Below are 13311 nucleotides of genomic sequence, written 5' to 3'. Positions count from 1 at the left end.
TAATCCGGGGTCAGGTCCCCCATTTATTCATCAGCTCGGCTATTCAGCCGAACTGATGAATAAATGGGGGACCTGACCCCGGGTTTTAGCCTTCCGACGGGCCGCGGCCGGGGCCGCCTGGGCCTGGGCCGCCTGGTGGCGGGCCGAAGCGTGGCTCGTTGTTCGAGTCGGCCGCCGTGGCGGCGCCGCCCAGACGGTAGGACAGGCCCAGATAGAACACCCGGCCGTCGAAGCGGCGGGTGCTGGTCTCGCGCAGCGTGGCGCTGTTGATGACGGTCTCCATCTTGTTGGTGCTGAACAGGTCGGTGACCGTGCCCACCAGGCTCAGGCGCGGCGTCACGGCCTGGCGCACGCTCAGGTTGAAGGTGCTGTTCGGCGAGCGGAAGCCCTGGCCTGACAGCGTCTTGCCCTGCATCTGCAAGGCCATCTGCACTTGGGTCGCGGCGCTGTATGCATAGTTCAGGCGCACGCGGCCGCTCAGCGAGTTGGCGGTGCGGGTGACCAGCGCGCCGCTGTCGTCCTGCGTGGTCTGCTGGCTGCGCGCCAGGTTGCCGCTGGAGTTCAGCGTCAGCGACGGCGTCAGCTTGCCGCTGACCGTGAATTCCAATCCGCTTGAATGGCTGCCTTCGCCGTTCTGGCGCGTGGTCAGCAACACGTTGTTGGCGATGAAGGTGCGGTAGTCGACGATGGCGTCGGTGTCCTTGCGGTAGTAGCCGCGCAGATTGGTTTCCAGCGTGCCGAACTTGGTTTCATAGCCCACTTCGAAGGAATCGGTCTTGGTCGGCTTCAACATCGGATTGCCGGACGAGACGTTGAACTCGTCGCGATACACCACGTAGGGATTGAGGTCGTTGGCGTTCGGGCGGCGGATGCGGCGCGCGTAGGAGAAGCGCATATTGGCCGTCTCGGTCGCCTTGTAGGTGGCGAACAAGCTCGGGATCAGGTTGGTGTAGTTGTTCTTGGCCTCGACGCCGCTGGTGATCTGGTGGATGTCCATGCCGGTGTACTCGGTGCGCAGGCCGCCCAGCACGCCCCAGCTGTCGTTCAGCTTGAGCTGGTAGGAGCCGTACAGCGCGACCACGGTCTCTTCCAGGTCGAAGCGGTTGCTGCGCGCCGGATTGACCACGGCGACCGAGCTCAGCGGATCGATGTCGGTGTACAGCGTGTCGAAGTTGTTCTTGTTGGTGGCGACCTTGTAGCCCGCCTTGAGGCTGCCGCCGGCCAGCGGACGCTCGTAGTCGCCGGTGAAGTCGACGATGTGGCTGCTGTTGTCGTTGCGCTGGTGGGCGCGGGTGTCCGGCAGGTTGCCGCCGGCGTAGTCATTGGCGTAGGCGCTGTTGCTGTCGTTCTCGGAGGCCGAGACGCGCAGGTCGATCTTCAGCGTTTCGTTCGGCAACTGGCCCTTGTGGTCGTAGCGTCCGCCCCAGCTGAAGTTCTTGGCGTCGCCTTCGCGCGAGGTGGTGCGCACGTAGTCGGTGGCGGGGAAGCCGGCGGTGGCGCCGTTGACGTAGTGGTCGACGCCGCGCTGGTCGTTGCCGCGACCCATGTAGTTGGCGCTCGCGGTCAGCGTGTCGCTCTGGTCCAGGTTGTAGCTGACGGTGCCGTTCACGCCGCCCATGTCGTTCAGGCCGGCGCCGGACGAAGTCTGGCTGCTGTGCACGAAGGCGCCGGTTGCCGGATCGAGGCGGTCGCGGCTGACCACTGCGGTGGAGTTGCGGCCGTCGTGGCGCACGTTGACGCCGCCCTGGAAGCCCCACGGTCCCTCGTTGTAGCTGCCCGACGCGGCGCTGTTGTAGCGGCCGGCGTAACCGGCGTTGGCGTTGAGGTTGGCAAAGCCGCCCGGCTTTTTGTTACGACGCATCACCAGGTTGAGGATGGGGCCGCCGCCGGCTTCGTTGCCGAACTGCGCACCGGGATTGTTGATCACTTCGACCGACTCGATATCGTCGGCGTTCATCGCCTGCAGCGTCGGGCCGCGGTTGTCGCCTTGCAGCATGGCGGACGGCTTGCCGTCGACCAGGATCTGCACATTGCTGCTGCCGCGCAGCGTGACGGTGCCGTCCGGGTCGACCGCCACCGACGGCACGTTGTTCAGCGCATCGGCGGCGGTGCCGTTGGTGCTGCTGATGTCGGACTTGACGTCGTACACCTGGCGGTCGATGCGGTTGGTCGGCCGCTCGCCGGCCACCGTGACCGACGGCACCACCGGCGCAGCTTCCTTGGGCTTGGCCGAGGTGGTCGGCTTGGCCTCCGGTTTATCGGTGGCAGGCTGGGTTTGGGCGAGGGCGGTCAGCGGCGCGGCGAGGCAGGCGGTCAGGAATATCTTGTGCATGGGGAGTCGGGCCGATGCATCGGCGCCGTCTTGTTCGTCGTTGAAAGGATGATATTTTACATTTGAACTCAGGTAAGAATGATTGCTATTTACAATACTTTACTTATGGGGCGAGCTGCGGGATAAAATAGCGGCCTTCACATAGGAGAATCACATGGCACGCGGCACCGCACATATCGGCAAGGACAGCTATCAAACCACCATCGAAGTCAGCGGCCACACGCTGGTCGGGGATGAGCCGGAGCGCAACGGCGGCCGCGACACCGGTCCGGCGCCCTACGATTTCGTGCTGGCGGGCCTGGGCGCCTGCACCGCCATCACGCTGCGCATGTACGCCGACCGCAAGCAGTGGCCGCTGGACGCGGTCGATGTCGGCCTGCACCTGAGCCACGGCGACGATGGCGCGATGATGGTCAAGCGCACGCTGTCCTTCGCCGGCGCGCTGGACGCCGAACAAAAAAACCGCATGGCCGAAATCGCCGAGAAGACGCCGGTGACGCTGACGTTGAAGGCCGGGATGGTGATCAACACGACCGTCAGCTGACCATTCGAGCGAAAAGATTCCCCAAATTATCCGGCCACCGCGCCGGATTTTTTTCGCGTCGCGGGAACTGATGAGTATCGAACCGGTCTAATCAAGGCAAGTTGAGCCGTACCAATGAGGTTTCCGATTCGACCTTCTCATCATGGGGATAGACATGGACTTGATCAAACGCTGGGCGGGGCTGCTTGCAGTCGCCGCTGGTTGTACCGTCTCCGCTTCCGCCGCACCGTTGCTTAACGAAGGCTTTAACGACATCACGGCCTTGTCCGCCAACGGCTGGGTGTTCGTGAACAACAGTTCGCCGTCCGGCAGTACTTCCTGGTTCCAGGGCGAACCCGCGATCTTTGCGGCGGCCGCCGGCCCGTCCAATGCCTATATCGGTGCCAACTTCAACAACGCCGCGTTCGGCGGCGCGGTCAGCAACTGGCTGCTGACGCCGGAGCTGGCGCTGCTCAACGGCGAGTCGTTGAACTTTTCCCTGCGGCTGCTGGGAGAAGGTTTTCTCGACACGGTCGAAGTGTACCTGAGCACCGGCGGCGCCAGCACCAGCCTGGGCGGCTTCAATCTGCTGGGCACATTTGCCTCGGCCGCCGATACCGGCTGGATCGACCACGCCATCACGGTCGGCGGCTTGACGGCGCCGGCCAGCGGAAGATTTGCCTTCCGTTACGTGGTCGACGACACCCGCATCCACGGCGACTACATCGGCATCGATACCGTCAGCGTGAACGCGATCGCGATTCCTGTTCCCGGCACCATCGCATTGCTCGCGCTTGGCTTGTGCGCGCTGGCCGGTGTATCGCGCGGTCGCCGGCCGGCCAACTGGCTGGCGTTATCCGGCCTGGCGTTGGCGGCAACGGCGGCGCAGGCCGTGCCGGATAATGGCCTGATGACGTTCCCGTATGTGAACGTTGTCGCGCAGCAGGCCGCGCCACAGCAGACGGCAACAGCGGATGCCGGCGGTCTCAAGGCCTACAAAGATCCCGCTACCGGCAAGCTGGGCAGCCCCAACCCAGACCAGGCCGCCGAGCTGGACAAGGCAATCCGCGCCAGCGCGGCCGGGCCGAAGTCGCGTCTCGTTCGACCGGCGCCCATCCATCCGCCGCACGGCGGCGTCGGCGTGATGCTCGATGAGGCGCATACCCAGTATTCGGTCGTGCACAAGAATCCCACCGCCCAAGGAGAACAAAAATGAAGCGCGTCCTGCCAGCCTTTATGACAGCAATGGCGCTGCTGTGCACATCGGCGGCCTGGGCCGCCGCAACCATCACCATCGTCAACGGCGACCCCGCCGGCGTCGGCTTCAACGACGCCACGGCGGTTGCTCCGGTCGGCGGCAACGCCGGCACCACGCTGGGCGCGCAACGCCTGAACGCCTTCCAGGCCGCCGCCAGCAAGTGGGGCGCAACGCTGACCAGCACGGTGCCGATCCGCATCCTGGCGACCTGGGAAGCACTGCCGTGCAACGACGGCGGCGCGGTGCTGGGTTCGGCCGGCGCGTTGGAAGTGTTCAGGGACTTTCCCGGCGCGCCGCTCGCCAACGCCTGGTTCAGCAAGGCGGAGACCAACAAGTACGTCGGCGCCGACGTCGATCCCTCCACGCCGGACATCCGCGCCCGCTTCAACGTCAACCTGGGACGGCCGGGCTGCTTCACCGGCACGCCGTTCTATCTCGGCTTGGACAACCTGCACGGCGCCGAGGTCGATCTGGTGACGGTGCTGCTGCATGAGTTCGGCCACGGCCTCGGCTTCCAGACCTACACCGACGACGAAACCGGCGAACAACTGGACGGCGTCCCCAGCATCTGGGACTACTTCCTGCTGGACACCAGCACCGGCAAGCTGTGGAAGGACATGAGCGACACCGAGCGCGCGGCGTCGGCCCTCAAGTCCGGCAAGCTGGTGTGGAATGGGGCGATGGTCAAGCTGGCCGCGCAGACGGTGCTGCAACAAGGTACGCCGGTGTTGACGATGCTGGCGCCGGCCGGCATCGCGGGCATCATCCAGGTCGGCACGGCCAGCTTCGGGCCGCCGCTGGCCAGCCCCGGGGTGACAGGCGAAGTCATGCCGGTGGTCGATACGCCGCCCGACCGCGGCCTGGCCTGCGCACCGCTATCGCCGGCCAACGCGTTGGCGGTCAACGGCAAGATCGCGCTGATCGATCGCGGCACCTGCACCTTCGTGGTCAAGGTCAAGAACGCGCAGGACGCCGGCGCCATCGGCGTCATCATCGCCGACAACGCCGCCGGCGCGCCGCCGCCCGGCCTGGGCGGCACCGATCCCGGCATCGTGATCCCCGCCGTACGCATCACGCTGGACGACGGCATCCGCCTCAAGGCGGCGCTGGCGACGCGCTCGCGCACGCATTCCGGCGTTTACGCCAATCTTGGCGTGAACCTGGCGATTCGCGCGGGCACCGATGCGGCAGGCCGGGTGCTGATGTACGCGCCCAATCCCAACCAGCCGGGATCGTCCGTGTCGCACTACGATGTCAGCGCTGTCCCGAACCTGTTGATGGAGCCGTCCATCAACGGCGACCTGACGCACGAGGTGATCCCGCCGCGCGACCTGAGCTTCCCGCTGCTCAGGGATATCGGCTGGTAACCAGGTCAGGCTTCCGGCGCGCTGGTAAGGTAATCGAATATCAATTCGGCAGCCTGGTCGGGGATGGCCAGGAAGCGCGCACCGTTGCGATAACGGCCGTGCGTGCCGATCAGGGCGCTGTGCAGCACCGTCAGCGTGACTTTGTTTTGTACGGAACTGCCGGGAAAGCAGAACGTCAGCACGTAGTTGGTGTCTGTCGGCAGCGGATGGTCGCTGAGAAAGGCTACGCCCATGCGCGAAATGTCGATGATTTGCGTAACGGTGTTGTTTCGACCATCCATGTCGCTGATGTGGGCGTCCACCTGTAGCAGGCGACGCACATGTTCTCGTCTCGGGTCCATCTATTCATGCCAGCGAAAAAACACCAGTATGACAGATTTGGATGGCGGCCGGGACCTCAAGCCCTGCCGGAGCACTTCAGCCGTTTGCGATTGGCGGTGCGCTGCCGTACATACCGTCGGTACGGCGCTGGCTAATCTGCTTGCACTGCGGAGCATCCCGCTGACCGGAGAGTGATATGGCAAACCCGCAAATCAGGCAAAAGAAACAGATCGCCGACGTGCTGCGCAAGGTATTCGGCATCGAGGCCCTGCGCGACGGCCAGCGCCACGTCATCGAGAGCGTGCTGGCGGGATGCGACACGCTGGCCGTGATGCCGACCGGCAGCGGCAAGTCGCTGTGCTACCAGCTCCCGGCCCGCCTGCTCGACGGTGCGACGGTGGTGGTATCGCCGTTGATATCGTTGATGAAGGATCAGGCCGAGAAGCTGGAGGACGGCGGCATCGCCAGCGCGGCCCAGATCAATAGCAGCCTGTCGCGCGGCGACGAACTGGCCGCGCTGGACGCGATTGAGCGAGCGGAAAAGGAAGTGATCTTTTGTACCCCGGAGCGGCTGGTGACGCCGGAGTTCCTGGCGTTGCTCAAGCGTAGCAGCGTCTCGCTGGTGGTGGTCGACGAGGCGCACTGCATTTCGCAGTGGGGCCATGATTTCCGTCCGGCTTACCTGGAGATCGGCGCGGCGCTCGACGCGCTGGGCAGTCCGCAACTGCTGGCGCTGACCGCCACCGCGACCGACGAAGTGATCGCCGATATCCGCCGGCAGCTGGGCCGCCCGCGCCTGGAAGTGGTCAACACCGGTGTCTACCGGCCGAATTTGCACTACCGCGTGCGCCAGGTGACCAATCCGGAAGAGCAGTACGCGACCGCCTTGCAGCTGGCGCGCGCTAGCGAAGGTGTCGGCATCGTCTATGCGGCGACCGTGAAGGCGGCCGAGGAGATGCACGACTTGCTGCTGCAGGCAGGCGAGAGCGCGACCATTTATCACGGCAAGCTGCGTGCCGCCGAACGCAATCAAAACCAGAACCTGTTCATGAGCGGCCAGCGCCGCGTGATAGTGGCGACCAATGCCTTCGGCATGGGCATCGACAAGCCCGACACCCGCTTCGTCATCCATCTGCAGGTGCCGGCCAACCTTGAAGCGTATTACCAGGAATCCGGCCGCGCGGGGCGCGACGGCCTCGACGCCGAATGCACGCTGTTGTACTACCATGCGGACAAGCGCCTGCAGCAGTACTTCCTGAGCAAGCACTATCCGTCCGCCGATGAGCTGAAGGCCGTCTACGAGGCCGCGGTGGCGCTGGGCCAGGCGTCATGCACGGAGGCGGAACTGAAGTCGCTGCTGGAACAAACGCCGGCCGGACAATTGAAGGTCTGCCTGAAAATGCTCAAGGACGGCAAACTGTTGAAGCGCAACCGCAAACTGGCCTATGTGCTGGCGGGCGGCACGCCCAAGGCCGCGGAATTCGAGCGGATGGCGCAGGTCTACGTCGACAAACAAGAGCGCGACCGCCTGGGACTGGACCAGATGGTCTCGTACGCCCAAAGCGGCTATTGCCGCTGGAAGCTGCTGCTGGATTACTTCGGCGACCGCCCGCCGGACTCCGAGCGCTGCTGCCGGTGCGACAACTGCCTGTCGCCACCGTCTATCCAGGACAGTCCGCAACGGCTTGAAGCGGCGCCGGCGCCGGCCGGCGGATACACGCAAACGCCAGCAGCCCCGCCAACAACAGCAGTACGCTCGACACTCCCATCGCCAGCTGGATTGCGCTGAGGATGTCACGGTTGGCCGCCACCAGTGCGCCGAAGATCGCCACGCCCACCGCGCCGCCCACCTGGCGCGCCGTGTTCAGCACCGCCGACGCGGTGCCGGCCTGGCGCCGCTCAACACCGGACAGGATCGAGGTGGTCATCGCCGGCACGGCCAGGCCCATGCCGGCCGGGATCAGCGCCAGTCCGGGCAGCATTTGCAGGAAGGTGGCGTCGTTCGAGATGCCCCACCAGCCCAGCAGCGAGTAACCACTGGCGCCAATCAAGGCGCCCAGGATCATCGGCGTGCGCAGCCCGGTGCGCGGCGCCATCCAGCCGCTGACGATGTTGGACAGGATGAAGGTGGCCGTCAGCGGCAGGAACACCAGCCCCGCATGCAGCACGCCGAAGCCGCGCACTTTTTGCAGGTAGAAGCTGAGCACAAAGATCACGCCGTAGTATGAAAAATTCATCAGTACGCCGAACAGCACCGCGCCGGAGAAGGGCGCGCTGCGGAACAGCGCCAGGGGCAGCATCGGCGACTTGCTGCGCGATTCGACGTGGATGAACAGCGCCCCGGCCACCACTGCCGCCGCCAGCCCGCCGCGCACCATCCAGTGCGACCAGCCCAGGGACTCGAATTCGATGACGGCGCCGATCAAGCCGGTCAGCGCGACGATGGCCAGCAGTTGCCCGGCCAGGTCCAGCGAGCGGTGCGGATCGCGGCCGGCCAGCGCGGGCACCACGCGGCAGGTCAGCCAGAAACCGATAACGCAGATCGGGATATTGACCCAGAAGATGCTGCGCCAGCCCGCCACCGACAGCAGCAGGCCACCCAGCACCGGCCCGGCCGCGATCGACATGCCGCCGGAGGCGGTCCACCAGGCGATGGCCTTGGCCAGCATGGCTTTGTCGTCGGCGTAGGTGGCGTTGAGGATGGCCAGTGAGCTGGGCACCAGCAGCGCGGCGCCGGCGCCTTGCAGCGCGCGGGCGATATTCAGGGCGGTGGCGCCGGGCGCCATCGCGCAGGCCAAAGAGGCCGCCGTGAACAGCGCGAATCCGGTCAGGAAGGTGCGGCGCGAGCCGAACTTGTCGCCCAGCGCGCCGGCCGACAGCAGGAAGACGGCGAAGCCCAGCGTGTAGGCATCCACCACCCATTGCAGGTCGGTCACGTCCGCGCCCAGCTCGCGGCCTATCTGCGGCAGGGCGACGTTGACGATGGTGACGTCCAGCTGGACGATGATAAAGGCGAAGCTGCATGCGAGCAGGATGGCCAGGGAAGGGGCGTGGTCGGTTTTCATGACTGCACTATAGGATGGTTTGACTATTTCAAAAAATGAATAATAATGAAGACATCTATCTCATTTTAAGAATCGACCATGGAACTCTCCGCCCTGCGCATCTTTAAAGCGGTCGCCGAAGAGGGCAGCGTCACGCTGGCCGCCTTGCGGCTGAACCGCGTGCAGTCCAACGTATCGGCGCGGCTGACGCAGCTGGAGGAGTCGTTGGGTGTGCCGCTGTTCCACCGCTCCGGCCGCAAGCTGCAAATCACCGTCGAAGGTTCGCGTCTGCTGGCCTACGCCGATCGCCTGCTGCAATTGGCGGAGGAGGCGCAGGCCGCCATGCAGCCGGATCAAAAGCCATCCGGCCAGCTGCGCATCGGATCGATGGAGACCACGGCGGCGGCGCGCCTGCCGCAAGTGCTGGCGTCCTTCAACCGCAAGCATCCGCATGTGGATTTGATACTGGACACCGCACCCACCGACCAGCTGCTGGACGGCGTCCTGAAGCACCGGCTGGATGTGGCCCTGGTGGCCGGCCCGGTGCGGCACGCGGAGTTGGAACAGCTGCCGGTGTTTGAAGAAGAACTGGTGCTGATTACCTGCCACGGCCATGCGCCGGTGACATCGCCGCAGGAGCTGGCGCGGCGCAACCTGCTGGTGTTCCGCACCGGCTGCACTTACCGCCGCTTGCTGGAAGCGTGGTTCGCCGAGGGCGGCGTGGCGCCGGCGCGGGTGTCGGAGTTCGGCACCTTTGAAGCGATCATCGGCTGCGTGGCCGCCGGCATGGGCGTGGCGCTGATGCCGAAAGAGGTGCTCAACCAGCGCAAGCTGGCCAAGACCATACGCCAGCACGCGCTGCCACCGCACATCGCCCAGGTCGAAACCCTGCTGGTCTGGCGCAAGGACGTGCTGCATCATCCGGCCCGCAGCGCCTTTGCGGACAGCCTGGCCTAGTGGTTTAGTGGATTAGTGGCCCGGCAGCTTGGCCACCAGGAAGTCGACAAAGGTGCGCACCCGCAGCGACAGGTGGCGCGCATGGGGATACAGCAGGATAAAGGGTCGCGACGTGCCGCCGTGTTGCGGCAGCAGTTCGACCAGGTCGCCGCGCGCCAGGTCCTGTTCGATGATGTAGCGATAGGTTTGCACCAAGCCCGCGCCCGCGCGCGCCAGCGTGACGATGCCCAGCACGTCCTCCGAGCAGCACAAGCCGCCGCTGGTCGGCATGTCGACCGCGACACCGTCCTGCACGAACTGCCACGGAATGCGCTTGCCGGTGCTGGGGAGCTCGAACTGTATGCATTCGTGCTGGTGCAGGTCCTCCAGCTTGCGCGGCTTGCCGTGGCGCTTCAGGTAGGCGGGCGAGGCGACCAGCACCAGTTCCGCGTCCTCCAGTTTGCGCGCGATGAGGTTGGAGTCGGCCGGTGCGCGGCCGCGTATCGCCAGGTCGTAGCCCTCGTCGGCGAAGTCGATATTGCGGTTGCTGACGTGGATATCCAGCGTCACTTCCGGATACTTCCTGCGGAACTCCCCCAATAAAGGCAGCAGCCGGTAATGCGCATACGGCGTCGGTGCGCTGATGCGCAGCGCGCCGGCCGGCTTGGCCTGGCCGCCCGTGACCTGACGCTCGGCGTCCGTCAGCAGTGACAGCGCCTGCCGGCATTGTTCGAAATAGTTACGGCCGCCGTCCGTCAGGCGGATCTGGCGCGTGGTGCGCACGAACAGGCGCACGCCCAGCCGCTCCTCCAGCCTGGCGATGGAGCGGCTGACGGCGGCCGGCGTCACGCTGGCCGCCGTGGCGGCGGCGGTAAAGCTGCCCAGTTCCGCCGCAAAGCAGAACAGCTCTATGCTGCCCAGCAGGACGTCGTCGAAATTGCGCTTCATGTCGGCCTCGTTGATTACACTCATTGATTACATCATGTATCAATTATCTTGCATCGCACCTCATTTATCAACGATGAAGTCAAAAGTATAGTGATCTGCATGGCGTCGCTGAACGCCGCAACCAGAAATCCCAAGGAGCATGATCATGAAAACAGTTATCGTCACCGGCGCATCGAGCGGCATCGGCTTCGCCATCGCAGAGGCTTACCTGAAACGCGGCTACAACGTGGTCGGCAACGCCCGCACGCTGGACCGCTTGCAGACTGCCGCCGCGCAGTGGGGCAACCCATCCAACTTCCTGCCGGTGGCAGGCGACATCGCCGATCCGGCGACCGCCAAGGAGTTGTTCGCGCGCGCCGTCGCGGCCTTTGGCAAGGTCGATGTATTGATCAACAACGCCGGCATCTTCATTGCCAAGCCGGTCGGCGACTACACGCAGGAAGAAGTGCAGACCATCGTCAACACCAACCTGATGGGCTTCTTCTACCCGTCGCAAGCGGCGGCGCAGCATATGAGCGCCAACCGCGCCGGCCATATCGTCACCATCACCGCCAGCCTGGCGATGCAGCCGACCTCCAAGGTGCCGGCGCTGCTGCCCATCCTGATCAAGGGCGGCCTGAATAACGCCACGCGCGGCCTGGCGCTGGAGCTGGCCGCTTCCAATGTCAAGGTCAACGCGGTCGCTCCCGGCATTATCGATACGCCGATGCACGGCAAGGACGAAGGCACCCGCGCGTTCCTGAAGGCGCTGTCGCCTAGCGGTGAAATGGGGGGCGTGAAGGATGTGGTGGAAGCGGTGCTGTACCTGACCGAATCCGGCTTCACCAGCGGCGTTGTGCTGCCGGTCGACGGCGGCGCCACCGCCGGCACCTGGTAAGGAGCCGCGCCATGCCATACGTGAACATCCGCGTGACCAATGAAGGCGTAACGGCGGCCCAGAAGCTGGAGCTGATCGAAGGCGTCACCGACTTGCTGGCCCGCGTGCTGGACAAGGATCCGGCAACCACCTTCGTCATCATCGACGAAGTGGAGACCGATAACTGGGGCTTGAACCGGGAGAGCATCACCACCCGCAGGCGCCGGCCCAAGTCGGCGGTTTAACGTAGCGTCAGGCGGCTTGCGGCGGGATCGCCAGCGGCGTTCCGGCCGCCAGCCGTTCCAGCGCGGGTCGGGATTGCACCACGAAGCCGCGCTGGCCCAGCGATATCCAGCCGTTGCGCTTGAGGGCACTGAGCGTGCGGCTGACCGTGGCCGGGGTCAGGCCCAGGTAGTCGCTGATGTCCTGGCGCGACATCGGCAGCGGCGAGTGGGTCTCCAGCATCGGCGCTTGCGGCGCTGGCCCTGCGCGCTGCAGCAGGAACATCACGATGCGCTGGCAGGCGCCCGCGCTGCGCAAAATGGCGGCGGCCAGCTGCTGGCGGTCGATCTCGCGACTCAGCATCGCGCTGAACAGGTCGCAGGTGTACGGTTCTTCGTCCATCAACTCGGCCAGGTGGCGGTACTGCACCACGTCGACCTCGCAGTCCGTCAACGCCAGGGTGGACGCGTGCCGAAATTGTTCGCCTATCGTGTCGACACCCAGCCAATCGCCCGGGCGCGCGAAGTCGATGATGCGCTGCACGCCGTCGCCGCAGGGCTGGTATATCTTCAGGTGGCCGCTGCGGACAAAATACAGTTCGTCGCCAGCCTCGGCGCCCATGTGGAACAGATGCTCGCCGCGCGCCAGCCGCATCTGGCTGCCAAGCTGGCATTGGGCCAGTTCCAGCCCGGTCATGACGCCACCATTGCCGGTTCCGGAGCGCTGCCGATCGCGAGACGGTGCAGCGCCGACAGGTCCAGCAGCTTGATGTCCCTGCGCCGCAGCTCGAACAGGGCGCGCTGCCGGAACAGCAGCAGCAGGCGGCTGACGCATTCGGCGGTCACGCCCAGGTAGCTGGCGATATCGCAGCGCGACATCGGTAGCCGGAACTGCTCGGCCACATGGCCGTATTCGGCGCGGCGCTGCGACAGCGACAACAGCAGGTCAGCCATGCGTTGCTCGGCCTGGGTATTGCGCAGCATGAGGGCGGCGCGTTGTTCGCGGCGGATCTCGCGGCTCAGCAGGGCGTGCAGGCTGGCGCGCATCACCGGGCGCCGGCGGCCTTCGAAGGCGTGCCGGTTCCAGTTGATGCTGCATACCTCGCTGTCCTCCAGCGCGACGACGGTGTTGGCGTGCCGTTCGCGATCGAGGGCATCGAGGCCGAGGAAATCCGGCGCCAAAGCGAAGCCGATGATGTGCGCCGGTTGTTGGGAGGCCGCGCGCAATACCTTGAAGCTGCCGGAGCGGATGTTGAAAATGTGATCGCTGACTGCATCGCCGGCCTGGTACAGAGTGGCATGGCGGGCGATGCGTATGCGCTGGCTGGCGTCCCGATTGCCGGCGGCGGCGCCGACACACGTCATGCGGTGCTCGCACTCGGCGCAATTGTTGCGTTCGATGGAGGTGATCATGATTTCCTACTCTTATTTTCTGGACGATTACATCATGGTAGTGACCTGCAACTGCAATTTCTTTGATCTGGATCAATTATTTTCTTGATGAG

At 65.1% G+C, this 13311-nt stretch carries 12 protein-coding genes and 1 pseudogene; 7 read left to right on the top strand and 6 right to left on the bottom strand.

Translation table 11 applies throughout. From position 1 onward, the window contains the following. Window positions 1-85 precede the first annotated feature (85 nt). Window positions 86-2332 carry a TonB-dependent receptor domain-containing protein gene (locus V6M89_RS13025; protein WP_332853559.1) on the bottom strand — a complete coding sequence of 749 codons (2247 nt, stop codon included), beginning with the start codon at window positions 2330-2332 and terminating at the stop codon, window positions 86-88. Window positions 2333-2486: 154 nt separating this feature from the next. Between V6M89_RS13025 and V6M89_RS13020 the strand changes: the two genes are divergently transcribed. The 3 genes from V6M89_RS13020 (at window position 2487) to V6M89_RS13010 (ending at window position 5480) form a co-directional block, all read left to right on the top strand. Further along, a complete protein-coding gene (locus tag V6M89_RS13020) occupies window positions 2487-2876 on the top strand; it encodes an OsmC family protein (protein ID WP_332853558.1) in 390 nt (129 codons plus the stop codon). A 154-nt stretch (window positions 2877-3030) separates the two neighbouring features. Then, a complete protein-coding gene (locus V6M89_RS13015) occupies window positions 3031-4071 on the top strand; it encodes a choice-of-anchor J domain-containing protein (protein ID WP_332853557.1) in 1041 nt (346 codons plus the stop codon). Further along, a complete protein-coding gene (locus tag V6M89_RS13010; protein WP_332853556.1) occupies window positions 4068-5480 on the top strand; it encodes a PA domain-containing protein in 1413 nt (470 codons plus the stop codon). Before V6M89_RS13015 ends, V6M89_RS13010 begins: the two co-directional genes overlap by 4 nt. Window positions 5481-5485: 5 nt before the next feature. Here V6M89_RS13010 and V6M89_RS13005 read toward each other — a convergent pair whose 3' ends face one another. Further along, window positions 5486-5800, bottom strand: coding sequence for a PilZ domain-containing protein (locus tag V6M89_RS13005; RefSeq protein ID WP_332853555.1), 315 nt, complete (start codon window positions 5798-5800; stop codon window positions 5486-5488). A 197-nt stretch (window positions 5801-5997) separates the two neighbouring features. Between V6M89_RS13005 and V6M89_RS13000 the strand changes: the two are divergent. Beyond that, window positions 5998-7440 (top strand): annotated as a pseudogene (locus V6M89_RS13000) (RecQ family ATP-dependent DNA helicase); the annotation flags it as partial. A 22-nt stretch (window positions 7441-7462) separates the two neighbouring features. On the opposite strand, the gene V6M89_RS12995 reads toward V6M89_RS13000, so the two are convergent. Beyond that, the gene (locus V6M89_RS12995) at window positions 7463-8866 is read right to left on the bottom strand and encodes an MFS transporter (RefSeq protein ID WP_332853554.1); all 1404 of its coding nucleotides are present in this window, start codon (window positions 8864-8866) and stop codon (window positions 7463-7465) included. A 78-nt stretch (window positions 8867-8944) separates the two neighbouring features. On the opposite strand from V6M89_RS12995, the gene V6M89_RS12990 reads away from it, so the two are divergent. Beyond that, on the top strand, window positions 8945-9802 hold the full coding sequence (locus V6M89_RS12990; RefSeq protein ID WP_332853553.1) for a LysR family transcriptional regulator: 858 nt from the start codon (window positions 8945-8947) through the stop codon (window positions 9800-9802). 12 nt (window positions 9803-9814) lie between these two features. On the opposite strand, the gene V6M89_RS12985 is transcribed toward V6M89_RS12990, so the two are convergent. Next, entirely contained in the window at window positions 9815-10729 is a 915-nt protein-coding gene (locus V6M89_RS12985; protein ID WP_332853653.1) for a LysR family transcriptional regulator, read from the bottom strand. Window positions 10730-10874: 145 nt separating this feature from the next. Between V6M89_RS12985 and V6M89_RS12980 the strand changes: the two genes are divergently transcribed. After that, a complete protein-coding gene (locus V6M89_RS12980) occupies window positions 10875-11606 on the top strand; it encodes an SDR family NAD(P)-dependent oxidoreductase (protein WP_332853552.1) in 732 nt (243 codons plus the stop codon). An 11-nt stretch (window positions 11607-11617) separates the two neighbouring features. Further along, window positions 11618-11830, top strand: coding sequence for a 4-oxalocrotonate tautomerase family protein (locus V6M89_RS12975; RefSeq protein WP_332853551.1), 213 nt, complete (start codon window positions 11618-11620; stop codon window positions 11828-11830). Between the two features lie 7 nt (window positions 11831-11837). Here the strand turns inward: V6M89_RS12975 and V6M89_RS12970 are convergent, their stop codons facing one another. Further along, window positions 11838-12503: a Crp/Fnr family transcriptional regulator gene (locus tag V6M89_RS12970; RefSeq protein WP_332853550.1), complete on the bottom strand. Its 666-nt coding sequence runs from the start codon at window positions 12501-12503 to the stop codon at window positions 11838-11840. Then, window positions 12500-13219, bottom strand: a complete 720-nt coding sequence (locus V6M89_RS12965; RefSeq protein WP_332853549.1) for a helix-turn-helix domain-containing protein — start codon at window positions 13217-13219, stop codon at window positions 12500-12502. Before V6M89_RS12965 ends, V6M89_RS12970 begins: the two co-directional genes overlap by 4 nt. Window positions 13220-13311: the final 92 nt, after the last annotated feature.

The organism is Duganella sp. S19_KUP01_CR8 (assembly GCF_036688705.1).
Classification (GTDB): domain Bacteria; phylum Pseudomonadota; class Gammaproteobacteria; order Burkholderiales; family Burkholderiaceae_D; genus Rugamonas.
This window is presented reverse-complemented; position numbering and strand designations above follow the sequence as displayed.

Bases quoted from the DNA above. Each gene is read 5' to 3' on its own strand.
- V6M89_RS12990 (WP_332853553.1), top strand. From the start codon at position 8,945: ATGGAACTCTCCGCCCTGCGCATCTTTAAAGCGGTCGCCGAAGAGGGC.
- V6M89_RS13015 (WP_332853557.1), top strand. From the start codon at position 3,031: ATGGACTTGATCAAACGCTGGGCGGGGCTGCTTGCAGTCGCCGCTGGT.
- V6M89_RS12970 (WP_332853550.1), bottom strand. From the start codon at position 12,503: ATGACCGGGCTGGAACTGGCCCAATGCCAGCTTGGCAGCCAGATGCGG.
- V6M89_RS13020 (WP_332853558.1), top strand. From the start codon at position 2,487: ATGGCACGCGGCACCGCACATATCGGCAAGGACAGCTATCAAACCACC.
- V6M89_RS13010 (WP_332853556.1), top strand. From the start codon at position 4,068: ATGAAGCGCGTCCTGCCAGCCTTTATGACAGCAATGGCGCTGCTGTGC.
- V6M89_RS13025 (WP_332853559.1), bottom strand. From the start codon at position 2,332: ATGCACAAGATATTCCTGACCGCCTGCCTCGCCGCGCCGCTGACCGCC.
- V6M89_RS12980 (WP_332853552.1), top strand. From the start codon at position 10,875: ATGAAAACAGTTATCGTCACCGGCGCATCGAGCGGCATCGGCTTCGCC.
- V6M89_RS12995 (WP_332853554.1), bottom strand. From the start codon at position 8,866: ATGAAAACCGACCACGCCCCTTCCCTGGCCATCCTGCTCGCATGCAGC.
- V6M89_RS12965 (WP_332853549.1), bottom strand. From the start codon at position 13,219: ATGATCACCTCCATCGAACGCAACAATTGCGCCGAGTGCGAGCACCGC.
- V6M89_RS12985 (WP_332853653.1), bottom strand. From the start codon at position 10,729: ATGAAGCGCAATTTCGACGACGTCCTGCTGGGCAGCATAGAGCTGTTC.
- V6M89_RS12975 (WP_332853551.1), top strand. From the start codon at position 11,618: ATGCCATACGTGAACATCCGCGTGACCAATGAAGGCGTAACGGCGGCC.